This is a genomic window from Streptomyces sp. Ag109_G2-15, from assembly GCF_900215565.1.
GTDB classification, from domain to species: Bacteria; Actinomycetota; Actinomycetes; order Streptomycetales; family Streptomycetaceae; genus Streptomyces; species Streptomyces diastatochromogenes.
Window position 1 is genome coordinate 2,399,685 of record NZ_OCNI01000001.1, and the last position, 12,422, is coordinate 2,412,106.

General features: G+C 68.3%; 14 protein-coding genes. 3 read left to right on the plus strand and 11 right to left on the minus strand.

Annotation, left to right across the window (positions count from 1 at the left end):
* Positions 1–18: 18 nt before the first annotated feature.
* The 3 genes from CRP49_RS10495 to CRP49_RS10505 all read right to left on the minus strand — a co-directional run bounded on the left by CRP49_RS10495 (position 19) and on the right by CRP49_RS10505 (position 2,627).
* A complete protein-coding gene (locus CRP49_RS10495; protein WP_097253131.1) occupies positions 19–453 on the minus strand; it encodes a VOC family protein in 435 nt (144 codons plus the stop codon).
* Positions 450–917: a helix-turn-helix transcriptional regulator gene (locus tag CRP49_RS10500; RefSeq protein WP_097257290.1), complete on the minus strand. Its 468-nt coding sequence runs from the start codon at positions 915–917 to the stop codon at positions 450–452. Before CRP49_RS10500 ends, CRP49_RS10495 begins: the two co-directional genes overlap by 4 nt.
* A gap of 132 nt (positions 918–1,049) precedes the next feature.
* On the minus strand, positions 1,050–2,627 hold the full coding sequence (locus CRP49_RS10505; protein WP_097253132.1) for an MDR family MFS transporter: 1,578 nt from the start codon (positions 2,625–2,627) through the stop codon (positions 1,050–1,052).
* A 122-nt stretch (positions 2,628–2,749) separates the two neighbouring features.
* On the opposite strand from CRP49_RS10505, the gene CRP49_RS10510 reads away from it, so the two are divergent.
* Positions 2,750–3,349, plus strand: a complete 600-nt coding sequence (locus CRP49_RS10510; RefSeq protein ID WP_097253133.1) for a TetR/AcrR family transcriptional regulator — start codon at positions 2,750–2,752, stop codon at positions 3,347–3,349.
* Positions 3,350–3,356: 7 nt separating this feature from the next.
* On the opposite strand, the gene CRP49_RS10515 is transcribed toward CRP49_RS10510, so the two are convergent.
* Positions 3,357–3,908, minus strand: a complete 552-nt coding sequence (locus CRP49_RS10515) for a M23 family metallopeptidase (RefSeq protein ID WP_097253134.1) — start codon at positions 3,906–3,908, stop codon at positions 3,357–3,359.
* 456 nt (positions 3,909–4,364) lie between these two features.
* Here CRP49_RS10515 and CRP49_RS10520 point away from each other — a divergent pair, with 456 nt between their 5' ends.
* A complete protein-coding gene (locus CRP49_RS10520; protein WP_097253135.1) occupies positions 4,365–4,985 on the plus strand; it encodes an HAD family acid phosphatase in 621 nt (206 codons plus the stop codon).
* A 63-nt stretch (positions 4,986–5,048) separates the two neighbouring features.
* Here CRP49_RS10520 and CRP49_RS10525 read toward each other — a convergent pair whose 3' ends face one another.
* Positions 5,049–7,574, minus strand: coding sequence for an ATP-dependent Clp protease ATP-binding subunit (locus tag CRP49_RS10525; RefSeq protein ID WP_097253136.1), 2,526 nt, complete (start codon positions 7,572–7,574; stop codon positions 5,049–5,051).
* Positions 7,575–8,022: 448 nt separating this feature from the next.
* Between CRP49_RS10525 and CRP49_RS10535 the strand changes: the two genes are divergently transcribed.
* Positions 8,023–8,673 carry an SCO3374 family protein gene (locus CRP49_RS10535; protein ID WP_257033357.1) on the plus strand — a complete coding sequence of 217 codons (651 nt, stop codon included), beginning with the start codon at positions 8,023–8,025 and terminating at the stop codon, positions 8,671–8,673.
* On the opposite strand, the gene CRP49_RS10540 is transcribed toward CRP49_RS10535, so the two are convergent.
* The 6 genes from CRP49_RS10540 to CRP49_RS10565 all read right to left on the minus strand — a co-directional run bounded on the left by CRP49_RS10540 (position 8,652) and on the right by CRP49_RS10565 (position 12,417).
* Complete coding sequence (locus tag CRP49_RS10540; RefSeq protein WP_097253138.1) at positions 8,652–8,987, minus strand: Lsr2 family protein; 336 nt, start codon at positions 8,985–8,987, stop codon at positions 8,652–8,654. The genes CRP49_RS10535 and CRP49_RS10540 overlap by 22 nt on opposite strands.
* Before the next feature lie 204 nt (positions 8,988–9,191).
* On the minus strand, positions 9,192–9,725 hold the full coding sequence (locus CRP49_RS10545) for an amino-acid N-acetyltransferase (RefSeq protein WP_097253139.1): 534 nt from the start codon (positions 9,723–9,725) through the stop codon (positions 9,192–9,194).
* 9 nt (positions 9,726–9,734) lie between these two features.
* Complete coding sequence (locus CRP49_RS10550; RefSeq protein ID WP_094218307.1) at positions 9,735–10,154, minus strand: BlaI/MecI/CopY family transcriptional regulator; 420 nt, start codon at positions 10,152–10,154, stop codon at positions 9,735–9,737.
* A 145-nt stretch (positions 10,155–10,299) separates the two neighbouring features.
* Entirely contained in the window at positions 10,300–10,479 is a 180-nt protein-coding gene (locus CRP49_RS10555; RefSeq protein ID WP_097253140.1) for a hypothetical protein, read from the minus strand.
* Positions 10,480–10,536: 57 nt separating this feature from the next.
* Positions 10,537–11,217, minus strand: coding sequence for a hypothetical protein (locus CRP49_RS10560; protein WP_097253141.1), 681 nt, complete (start codon positions 11,215–11,217; stop codon positions 10,537–10,539).
* Between the two features lie 402 nt (positions 11,218–11,619).
* Entirely contained in the window at positions 11,620–12,417 is a 798-nt protein-coding gene (locus tag CRP49_RS10565) for a type III pantothenate kinase (protein WP_097253142.1), read from the minus strand.
* Between the last annotated feature and the right edge of the window lie 5 nt (positions 12,418–12,422).

A 12,422-nucleotide genomic window follows, 5' to 3' on the forward strand; every position in this document is an offset into this window, starting at 1 on the left:
CGTTCCCTCCCTGCCGGATCAGCCGAAGTCCTTCGAGAAGTCGAGTTCCTCGCTGCGCTCGGTCAGCGAGTACCAGTTGCCGTTGTCGTCCCGGAAGATCGCCTCGATGCCGTACGGCCGCTCCTGCGGCTCCTGGAGGAACTCCACACCCCGCGCCTTGAACCGCTCGTAGTCACCTCGGCAGTCGTCCGTGCGGAACGCCCCGGCCCCCAGCACCCCCTTGGCCACCAGCTTCTTCAGCGCCTCGGCGGACTCCGGGTCGAGGCCGGGGCCGTCCAGGCTCATCAGGGCCAGCTCCACGCCGGGCTGGTCCTTGGCGCTCACGGTGACCCAGCGCATGTCCCCCATGGCGAGGTCGCTGCGCACCTCGAAGTCCAGCTTCTCGGTGAAGAAGGCCTTCGTGCGCTGCTGGTCGAAGGTCCATACGGTGGTGATGCCCAGGCCCTTGATCATGGCTCCGCTCTCCTGTCGGCAGGCTGCTGTTCCTGCTCGTCACCGTAGGCAGGGGCAGGCCCGGTGCGCTTCTTCGGAGTTGCGGTGTTGAAGCCGCCGGCCCAGAGCATGGCGTAGCAGCCGGGTATGAGGGAGGCGCCGCGGCCCACGTGCTTCGTGCGGTACTCGCTCGGGGCGAGCCCGGTGCGGGCCTTGAAGCGGGCGGAGAAGGTGCCGAGGCTGCTGAAGCCGACCAGGGTGCAGATCTCGGTCACGGTGAGGTTGGCCCCGCGCAGCATCTCCTCGGCCCGCTCGATCCGGCGGTGGGTCAGATACTGCCCGGGCGTCTCGCCGTACGCGTCCTTGAAGGCGCGCAGGAAGTGATATCGCGAGTACCCGGCATGTGCGGCCACCGCGTCCAGATCCAGCGCAGGGTCGGCCCAGTCACGGTCCATGGCGTCCTTGGCCAGGCGCAACCGGCGCATCTTGTCCATGGGCCGATCGTGACATGGGGCACTGACAGTGACCCTGGTGGCGGCAGTCCCGGGCAGGCGAAGACCCCCGGGGCGGACACCTACCGGGGGCCTTCGGCTCAGGGACTGCTCAGACCGCTTCGATCACCGGCGCCGGAGCGCATCGGCGCTGTCCGAAGACGGCTTCTGCGGGCCGCCCTTCAGCGGCACCTCCTTGACGAACAGCGAGGCGATCAGCACGAGTACCGCGATCACCGCGCCCAGCAGGAACGCCGAGTGGGTACCGGCGGACACCGCGTGCTGGTAGGCCTCCCGCGCGGCCGCCGGCAGCTTCGCGAGGCTCGCCGCGTCCAGCTGGGCGGACTTCTCGGTGATGCCCTTGCCCAGCGCGCCGGCCCGCTCGGCCATGACGTCCTGGACCCGGTGGTTGAACAGGGCGCCCATGATGGCCACACCGAAGGAGGAGCCGAGCGTACGGAAGAGGGTGGTGGACGAGGACGCCACGCCCATGTCCTTCATCTCCACGCTGTTCTGCGCCACCAGCATGGTGATCTGCATCAGGCAGCCCATGCCCGCGCCGAGCACGGCCATGTAGAGGCCGGAGGTCAGCCGGGTCGTCCCCGTGTCCATCAGCGACAGCAGGTACAGGCCGACGATCATCAGCACACCACCGACGATCGGGAAGACCTTGTAGCGGCCGCTGTTGGTGGTGACCCGCCCGGCGATCATCGAGGTCACCAGCATCGCGCCGAGCATCGGCAGCAGCAGCAGACCCGAGTTGGTCGCGGAGGCGCCCTGCACCGACTGCTGGTACAGCGGCAGGAAGAGCGTGGCGCCGAACATCACGAAGCCGGTGATGAAGCCGATGAGGGACATCAGGGTGAAGTTGCGGCTGCGGAAGATGTGCAGCGGCACGACCGGCTCGGCGGCCTTGGTCTGCCAGAACACGAACCCGATCAGCGAGGCGACACCGATGCCGATCAGCTCCATGATCCGCGCGGAGGTCCAGGCGTACTCGGTGCCGCCCCAGGTGGTGACCAGCACGATGGAGGTGATGCCGACGGTCAGCAGGACGACCCCGAGGTAGTCGATGCCGGCCTTGGACCGCTTCTTCGGCAGGTGCAGTACGGCGCTGACCAGCGCCAGCGCGACCGCGCCGAGGGGCAGGTTGATGTAGAAGGACCAGCGCCAGCCCCAGTTGTCGGTGATAGTGCCGCCGACCAGCGGGCCACCGATCATCGCGAGCGCCATGACACCGGCCATCATGCCCTGGTACTTGCCGCGCTCCCGCGGCGGGATCAGGTCGCCGATGATCGCCATCACGCCGACCATCAGACCGCCGGCGCCGAGGCCCTGCACCGCGCGGAAGCCGATGAGCTGCCCCATGTTCTGGGCCATGCCGCTGAGCGCGGAGCCGATCAGGAAGATCACGATCGAGGTCAGGAAGGTGGCCTTGCGGCCGTACATGTCGCCGAGCTTGCCCCAGATCGGGGTGGCCGCCGCAGTCGCGAGGGTGTACCCGGTCACGACCCACGAGAGGTGTTCCAGCCCGCCCAGTTCGCCGACGATCGTGGGCATCGCCGTACCCACGATCATGTTGTCGAGCATCGCGAGCATCATCGCGATCATGAGCGCGAGCAGGACCACCCGTACGCTCTTCGGCTGTTTCTCCGGTTTCCCGGGTGCCCCCTGGGCCGTCACGGCCGTCTGTGTGTCCGCCATCTCTCCCACTCCCCCTGACGACTACTTACTTGCCGCCCGGCTAGTTCACTACACTGGGGAAAATAGACCTGTTACTAGCCGGGCGTCAAGTAAGTTTCCGCCGGGGCGCGAGGAGTACGAGGATGGGCGTCACCATGGACGGCACCAAGCAGCAGCGCCGCGGCAACACCCGCCAGCGCATCCAGGACGTCGCGCTCGAACTCTTCGCCGAGCAGGGCTACGAGAAGACCTCCCTGCGGGAGATCGCCGAGCATCTCGACGTCACGAAGGCGGCCCTGTACTACCACTTCAAGACGAAGGAAGAGATCATCGTCAGCCTCTTCGAGGACCTGACGCAACCGATCCAGGACCTGATCGAGTGGGGCCGCAGCCAGCCGCACACCCTGGAGACCAAGCACGAGATGCTGCGGCGCTACAGCCAGGCGCTGGTCGGCGCGGAACCGCTCTTCCGGTTCATGCAGGAGAACCAGGCGACGGTACGGGAACTGCGCATCGGCGACGCCTTCAAGGACCGGATGCGCGACCTCAGGGACATCTTCATCGACCCCGACGCACCCCTTGTGGAGCAGGTCCGCTGCATCAGCGCGATGTTCACGCTGCACGCGGGGATGTTCGTGATGCAGGACGTGGAAGGCGACTCCGAGAAGAAGCACGAGGCCGTTCTCGAAGTCGCCATGGACCTCGTCACGCAGGCGCACCAGGGCGCCCGCAAGGAGAGCTAGGGCCGGATCAGACAGTCACGCCCTTGGCCCGCAGGAAGGCGACCGGGTCGATCGCGGAGCCGTAGTTCGGGGTCGTGCGGATCTCGAAGTGCAGGTGCGGGCCGGTGGAGTTGCCAGTGCTGCCCGAGAGCGCGATGTGCTGGGCGGTCTTGACGATCTGACCGATCTTGACGTCGACCCGGGACAGGTGCGCGTACTGCGAGTAGGTGCCGTTGCCGTGCTTGATGACGACGGCGTTGCCGTACGCGGGGCCGTCACCGGCGCCGTTGGGGCCGGCCTTGACGACGGTGCCGCCGTGCGCGGCGACGACCTCGGTGCCGGTCGGGACGGCGAAGTCCTGGCCGCTGTGCTTGGCGACCCAGTGGCTGCCGGCCTGGTCGAAGCCGGCGGAGAGCGTGTACGTCTTCACCGGGTCGACCCAGGCGGTCGCCGACGGAGCGGCGGCGCTCGCTATCCCGGTCCCCAGCACGGCCGTGGCGCCCACTCCGGCGGCCAGGACGGTCACGCGGGTGCGGAGCGAGGACGTACGGGAAGAACGGGACGTGAAGCGCTGGATCATGGGGACCTCGTGGGCTCGGGGACAGAACCGCCACCCGGCGCTCAGACGTTCACCGGACGGGCCAGTCATTGGTAACCGTTCGCCCCATCTCCGCTCAATGCCCCCCACCTACGGCGCAAGCTAGTAGACGAGCGGAAAAACACCCACTTCTTGACAGAGCCCTACTTGCCGGGCATCAGCCCCGACGACATCGGCTTTTCACGCACGGCTACGCGGAGAAAATCCATTTTTGCCCGAATGGTGAGTCCCACTATGTGGGCTAGTAAGGGACATTTCGCCTGTGCCGCTTATCACCGGCCACATAAACCAGCGGCCCGAGAAATGTGATGCAGACCTCTAGGCACCTACCCGCCGGTAACCCTACGGTTCCCCTCGCGCCACCCTCACCACAGATCATGCCCCTGACAGTTCACCGTTCAGGCCGTGCAGCGTACGGACGTGAGAGGACCCCCACCGATGACCAGACGCCCCTGGGCGCGCCGGATATCCGCCACCGCCGTCTCCGTGGCCGCGCTCACCGCGCTGGCCGCCCCGGCCGAGGCCGCGGACGCGACCACGAGCAGCGCCTCCGCCACCGCCACCAAGGTCGACTACGCCACCTGGCAGAAGGACTGCCAGTCGGTCATGGACCAGGCCCTGCCGTACCTGAAGGCCCGTATCGCCGCCGCCAAGCCCGGTGAGAAGCAGGCGATCGTCTTCGACATCGACAACACCACGCTGGAGACCGACTTCGGCTTCAGCTACCCGCAGCCGGCCAACAAGCCGGTGCTGGGCGTCGCCGAGTACGCCCAGGAGCACGGCGTCTCGCTGTTCTTCGTCACGGCCCGCCCCGGCATCATCTACTGGCCGACCGAGTACAACCTCGAGCACGACGGCTACGACGTCTCCGGTCTCTATGTCCGCGGCCTGTTCGACCTCTTCAAGGACGTCGCCGCCTACAAGACCGCCCAGCGCGTCGACATCGAGAACAAGGGCTACACGATCATCGCGAACGTCGGCAACAGCGCCACCGACCTGTCGGGCGGCCATGCCGAGAAGACGTTCAAACTGCCGGACTACGACGGGCAGTTGTCGTAATCCGAGCACGCGAAAGGGGCCGGTGCTCGAAAGCACCGGCCCCTTTTCACTCGACCGTGACGCTTACGCGTCCTTGCTCAGGTTCGGCCCGGCACCGCCGGCCGCCTGCTCGATCGGCGGGACGTCGGGCAGTGCCGACTTCTCCTCACCCCGGAAGGTGAAGGTGGCGGCGTCGCCCTCGCCCTCGGTGTCCACGACCACGATGTGACCGGGGCGCAGCTCGCCGAAGAGGATCTTCTCCGACAGCGAGTCCTCGATCTCGCGCTGGATCGTGCGACGCAGCGGACGCGCGCCCAGCACCGGGTCGTAACCCTTCTTGGACAGCAGCTCCTTGGCGGACTGGGAGAGCTCGATGCCCATGTCCCGGTCCTTCAGGCGCTCGTCCACCTTGCCGATCATCAGGTCGACGATCCGCAGGATGTCCTCCTGCGTCAGCTGCGGGAAGACGACCACGTCGTCGACGCGGTTGAGGAACTCGGGACGGAAGTGCTGCTTCAGCTCGTCCGACACCTTGTTCTTCATGCGCTCGTAGTTGGACTTCGTGTCACCCGTGGCCGCGAAGCCCAGGTTGAAGCCCTTCGAGATGTCCCGGGTACCGAGGTTGGTCGTCATGATGATGACCGTGTTCTTGAAGTCCACGACCCGGCCCTGGGAGTCGGTCAGGCGACCGTCCTCCAGGATCTGCAGCAGCGAGTTGAAGATGTCCGGGTGGGCCTTCTCGACCTCGTCGAACAGGACGACGGAGAACGGCTTGCGGCGGACCTTCTCGGTCAGCTGGCCACCCTCTTCGTAACCCACGTAGCCGGGGGGCGAACCGAAGAGACGCGACACCGTGTGCTTCTCGCTGAACTCCGACATGTCGAGGGAGATCAGCGCGTCCTCGTCGCCGAAGAGGAACTCGGCGAGCGCCTTGGACAGTTCGGTCTTACCGACACCGGACGGGCCGGCGAAGATGAACGAACCACCGGGACGCTTCGGGTCCTTCAGGCCCGCACGCGTACGACGGATCGCCTTCGACAGCGCCTTGACGGCGTCGTTCTGGCCGATGACCCGCTTGTGCAGCTCCTCCTCCATGCGGAGCAGGCGGCTGGACTCCTCCTCGGTCAGCTTGAAGACCGGGATGCCGGTGGCCGTGGCGAGGACCTCGGCGATCAGCTCGCCGTCGACCTCGGCGACGACGTCCATGTCGCCGGCCTTCCACTCCTTCTCCCGCTTGGCCTTGGCGGCCAGGAGCTGCTTCTCCTTGTCGCGCAGGGAGGCGGCCTTCTCGAAGTCCTGCGAGTCGATCGCGGACTCCTTGTCCCGGCGGACGGCGGCGATCTTCTCGTCGAACTCGCGCAGGTCCGGCGGCGCGGTCATCCGGCGGATGCGCATCCGGGAACCGGCCTCGTCGATCAGGTCGATCGCCTTGTCCGGCAGGAAGCGGTCCGAGATGTACCGGTCGGCCAGGGTGGCGGCCTGGACCAGCGCCTCGTCCGTGATGGAGACGCGGTGGTGGGCCTCGTACCGGTCGCGCAGACCCTTGAGGATCTCGATCGTGTGCGGCAGGGACGGCTCGGCGACCTGGATGGGCTGGAAGCGGCGCTCCAGGGCCGCGTCCTTCTCCAGGTGCTTGCGGTACTCGTCCAGCGTGGTCGCACCGATGGTCTGCAGCTCACCGCGGGCCAGCATCGGCTTCAGGATGGAGGCCGCGTCGATGGCGCCCTCGGCGGCACCCGCACCGACCAGCGTGTGCAGCTCGTCGATGAACAGGATGATGTCGCCGCGGGTGCGGATCTCCTTGAGCACCTTCTTCAGGCGCTCCTCGAAGTCACCGCGGTAGCGGGAGCCGGCGACCAGGGCGCCGAGGTCCAGCGTGTAGAGGTGCTTGTCCTTGAGCGTCTCGGGCACCTCGCCCTTGACGATGGCCTGGGCGAGGCCCTCGACGACGGCGGTCTTGCCGACGCCGGGCTCACCGATCAGGACCGGGTTGTTCTTCGTACGGCGGGACAGCACCTGCATGACCCGCTCGATCTCCTTCTCGCGCCCGATGACCGGGTCGAGCTTGGACTCACGAGCGGCCTGGGTGAGGTTCCGGCCGAACTGGTCCAGGACGAGGGAGGTCGAGGGGGTGCCCTCGGCCGGCCCGCCGGCGGCGGCGGTCTCCTTGCCCTGGTAACCGGAGAGCAGCTGGATGACCTGCTGCCGCACCCGGTTGAGGTCTGCGCCCAGCTTGACCAGGACCTGGGCGGCGACGCCCTCGCCCTCGCGGATCAGGCCGAGCAGGATGTGCTCCGTGCCGATGTAGTTGTGGCCCAGCTGAAGGGCCTCGCGGAGCGACAGCTCCAGGACCTTCTTGGCACGGGGGGTGAAGGGGATGTGGCCGGACGGGGCCTGCTGGCCCTGACCGATGATCTCCTCCACCTGCTGGCGGACCGCCTCAAGCGAAATGCCGAGGCTCTCCAGGGCCTTAGCGGCGACACCTTCGCCCTCGTGGATGAGACCCAGGAGGATGTGCTCGGTGCCGATGTAGTTGTGGTTGAGCATCCGGGCTTCTTCCTGAGCCAGGACGACAACCCGCCGCGCGCGGTCGGTGAACCTCTCGAACATCGTTAATCGCTCCTCAGAGCGGTCAGGCAGTGGGGGGAACTTCCCCTCCCTGTCCTTCCGCAGCTTAGTCCCGCAAGCGGGGACCGCTCATTCCAACTGCCGACACCGTCCTTGGCCTCCTGACCCCGAACGCCGACATCTGCTCCAACCCGATGGTGCGAGACGATGTTCCCGCAGGCCAGGCAGTTACCCCACTCGCCACTACGCCGATGGCGAACGTGAGACGGCCCGTTCTGCGCGTCGCCCCCTCCCACTAGGCATGTCTTACCCGCAGGGGCTGACACTCCATGCCGCGCGCACCGGTTCCCTCCGCTATGGGCGAACAACCTTGCGCCTCCCCGGAGCCCCACGCGCCCCCCTCATAGGCACTCTGCGCAGTCGTCAGAGCACCCAGCGTAACCTGTGGCCCGGTTTGGCTGTTGCACTTGGCATGGCTGGCTCGGTCTCCATGACCTCCACTGTCCCCCTTCCTCGCCGCCCGCTCGACCCGGAGCGCTCCGATCTTCCCGAAGACCCGGAAGTACGGGCCCGGCACTGGTACGAGAACGATCTGGGCTGGCCGACAGTGCCCGGACGGCCGTTGCGGTTGGTCACGGGGCTGCGGTTCGACGTCCTGGAGGTGCCGGCGGAGGCGGGCGCCGCGGCGCTCAGGCATCTCGCGCCGGACTCTCCGGTGGCCCTGTGGGGCGGCCGGATGCGGCTGCTGCTGGCCGTCGGCAGCGCGGAGGAACTGCCCGAGCTGCTGGACTGGCTGGAATGGGGGGCGCTGGCGCTGGACCTGCGGGTCCTGGGCGCGGGCGGCCTGATGGAGGCGCCGGTACCGCCCGAGCGGGCCTGGAGAGGGACTCGGCCGCTTCTCGAGGAATCATCCCCCGCCGATTCCCTGCAGGGGGCCGCCGTCTGGCTGCGGCCCCCCGGGCCGGGGGGTGAGGTCGAGGCCTCGCTGCCGGCGTTGCCGGCCATGGGGAGCCTGGGAGGCACCCCCGATCTCGTACGACTGGTGGACACGGTGGCAGCGCAGTGCCACCGGGTCCGGCTGCGGCGCGCGAGCGCCCGGCCGCCCGCCTGCCGGCGAAATCAGCCGTTGGCCTTCTCGTAGGCCTCGCGAATGGACGCGGGAACACGGCCGCGGTCGTTGACCTCGTAGCCGTTGTCCTTCGCCCAGGCGCGGATCTGCGCGGTGTCCTGGCTGCCGCCGGAAGCCGCACGCGCCTTTCCACGCCCACCCGAAGCACGACCTCCGGTACGACGACCACCCTTCACATAGGGGTCGAGAAGGCCACGCAGCTTGTCCGCATTGGTGGTCGTGAGATCGATCTCGTACGTCTTGCCGTCCAGCGCGAACGTCACGGTCTCGTCCGCCTCGCCGCCGTCGAGGTCGTCGACAAGAAGGACCTGAACCTTCTGTGCCACCGGATTTCCTTTCATCGATAACGTGAGGACCAGGGGGTGTTGCGGCGTCCGCCGTTTCGCCGCCCCTGTTATATGCAGTACTGCAGTACGTCGGAAAGCAAACCGCTTTTGCCGGAAAAACACAAACCCCTGGGAGAGACCCAGGGGCCCGCCCCGGCCCGGAAACATGCGCGTTTCGGACATAGGGCACCGGGGCAATGACGATCACAGATGCAGAAGCATCCGGCTGTTGCCCAAGGTGTTCGGTTTCACTCGTTCGAGACCGAGGAACTCGGCGACGCCCTCGTCATAGGAACGCAACAGCTCCGCGTACACATCGGTGTCGACCGGTGTCTCCCCGATCTCCACGAAGCCGTGCTTCCCGAAGAAGTCCACTTCGAAGGTCAGACAGAAAACGCGCCGAACACCGAGCCAGCGTGCTGTCTCCAGCAACTTCCCCAGCAACTGATGACCGACACCGGCGCCCTTGAGGCCGGGCTTCACCGCGAGAGTGCGGACTTCCGCGAGGTCTTCCCACATGACGTGCAGCGCCCCGCAGCCGACCACCTCGGCGTTGTCGTCGCGTTCCGCCACCCAGAACTCCTGGATGTCCTCGTAAAGCGTGACCGTGGCTTTGTCGAGCAGGATGCGGCCGCGGACGTAGGCGTCGAGGAGGCGGCGCACGGCCGGGACATCGCTGGTCCGGGCCCGCCGGACGGTGATGGCTTTTGCGGTGACTTCGGGACGCTCTGCTGACATGAGCGGACGCTATCGCCCGGCGGTCTCCCCCGCCGCGCCGGGGTTCTCCTCTTGCGGGGCTTGGGGGGCTTCCTGGGTTTCCGGACCCTGCACGATGCGTACGGCGTCCCTGAGTGCCTGGCGCTGTTCCTCGCTCATCATCCCGAAGAAGGCGACAAGAGCCGCGGCGGGGTTGTCGCTCTGCGACCAGGCGTCGTTCATCAGCGCGGCGGCGTAGGCGGCTCGGGTGGAGACGGCCTCATATCGATAGGCACGCCCTTCGGCCTCACGGCGCACCCAGCCCTTCTGATGGAGATTGTCCAAAACGGTCATCACGGTGGTGTACGCGATGGACCGTTCCTGCTGCAGGTCTTCCAGGACTTCTCGAACGGTCACCGGGCGGTTCCACTTCCACACCCGCGTCATGACCGCGTCTTCGAGTTCTCCCAATGGGCGAGGCACAGCTCAGAACAATAGTGGGAGATCCCGGCAATGGCGTGCCGGACGTGCTCTTAGGTGACAAATGTGAACAAAAAGGGCGCTCGACTCGGAAAGCACCTGGGTGCGAGGAGTCGTGCGCCCAGCGGCGTACGGTTCAGGCGTCGCTGCCGGCGGAGGCCTTGCGTACGCCCTCCGCGCGCGCGAGGGCGGCGTCCACGGCCGCGTCCTCCTTGGCCTTGGCGGCCCCGCCCTGGGTCTTCACGATCACCCTGACCAGACCGATGAAGAACACGGCCATGACGACCGGCGGCACGAGCGCGGAGACGTAGTCCATGGCTCCAGGGTAGCCAGCGGGGTCGGGGCGAAAGGGGCGGGGTGGGCGGAACGCCGCTCAGCCGGCGGCGAGCTGCCGCGACTCGGCCGGCTCCGCCGGGTCCGCCGGATCCGCGGACGGCGTCGGCGGCTTGCGGCGGGGGAAGACCTCGCCCGGCGTGGGGATGGGGCGCTTCGGGGTCGCCGGTTCCGGGGCCGGGCGCTCGGCAGGGCGCGAGGGAGGGGTCTGGCCGGGCTTCGGAGCGGGCTTCTGGGCGGGCTTCTCCGGGTCGTCGGCCTCTGCGGCCAGGGTCCCGCCCGCGCCGCCGGGGAGGGCCAGCAGGCGCGTCCTGGAGGGCGGTACGGCGGGTGCGGGGACCTTGCGGGCACCCTGGGCGAAGCGTGCCCGCACATCCTGCTCGGCGAGCGCCTGGCAGCGGTCCAGCAGGGCGGCCGCGACAGGGTTTCCGCGCAGCGCCCGCAGCGCGGCCAGATCGTCCGGCGTCGGCCGGTGCCCGGCACCCAGCGCCTCCTCGAGCAGCGTGAGGTAGCCGGCGGCCGTGCCCGGCAGGGCGGCGCGGTACCGGCCCAGGTCGGCCACCAGGAAGGCGCGCAGCCTGGCCCCCTCGCGCATCGCCTCGTCGAGGGACTCGGCGAGGCGGAAGCAGTCCTTGACGTCCTCGGCGGACGCTCGGCCGGGGTGAAGGGCGAGGGCGAGAGCGCGGCGGAGCACACGCAGCTCCTCCGCACCGAACGCCATGCCGCCGCGGGATCCGTATGGCGTGGGCATGCGGCGACGCTACCGCTAATCGGACAAAAGTGACGAATCGGGATGCTGTGTCGCCGCGTGTCGCCGCCAGGGTTCGCCCGACCGGGGTCACGTGCGCAGTTGCGCAGCGAAGGCTGGGCGCGCGGGGCGCGACACGGGGCGCGGATCGGGAACACCGGGCGGGCGCGGGACGCGACACCGGGCGCGCATGGACCGCGAGACCGGGCGGGCGCGGACCGCGAAGACTGGGCGGGGCGCGGGCCGCGAGACCGGGCGGGCGTGAATCGGGAACACACGGCACGCGTGGATCTCGAACTCACCCCGCGCGTGGACCGCGAATCACCGCTCGCGTAGAGCGCGAAAAACCGGCGCCCTCCGCGGGCGCCGGTCCCCTCACATTCGTGAGACGTTTCGTTCGTACACCAGGCGCAGGCCGACCAGGGTCAGCCAGGGCTGGTGTTCGTCGATCACCGAGGACTCGCCCAGCACCATCGGCGCCAGGCCGCCCGTGGCGATCACCGTGACGTCGTCGGGGTCGTCGGCCAGCTCCCGGGCCATCCGGCTCACCACTCCGTCGACCTGTCCGGCGAAGCCGTACACGATGCCCGCCTGCATGGCCTCGACCGTGTTCTTGCCGATCACGCTGCGCGGCCGGGCCACCTCGATCTTCCGCAGCTGCGCGCCCTTGACGCCGAGCGCTTCCACGGAGATCTCGATGCCGGGCGCGATGACGCCGCCGACGTACTCCCCGCGCGCGGAGACCGCGTCGAACGTCGTCGCCGTACCGAAGTCGACGACGATCGCCGGGCCGCCGTACAGCTCGACGGCCGCCACGGCGTTGATGATCCGGTCGGCGCCGACCTCCTTGGGGTTGTCGGTGAGGATCGGCACGCCCGTCTTCACGCCCGGCTCGACCAGGACGGCGGGCACGTCGCCGTAGTACCTGCGGGTGACCTCGCGCAGCTCATGGAGCACCGACGGCACGGTCGCGCAGATCGCGATGCCGTCGATGCCGTCACCCAGCTCCTCGCCGAGCAGCGGGTGCATGCCCATCAGGCCCTTGAGCAGCACCGCCAGCTCGTCGGCCGTGCGGCGCGGGTCCGTGGAGACACGCCAGTGCTCCACGATGTCCTCGCCGTCGAACAGGCCGAGGACGGTCTGGGTGTTGCCGACGTCGATCGTGAGCAGCATGACCG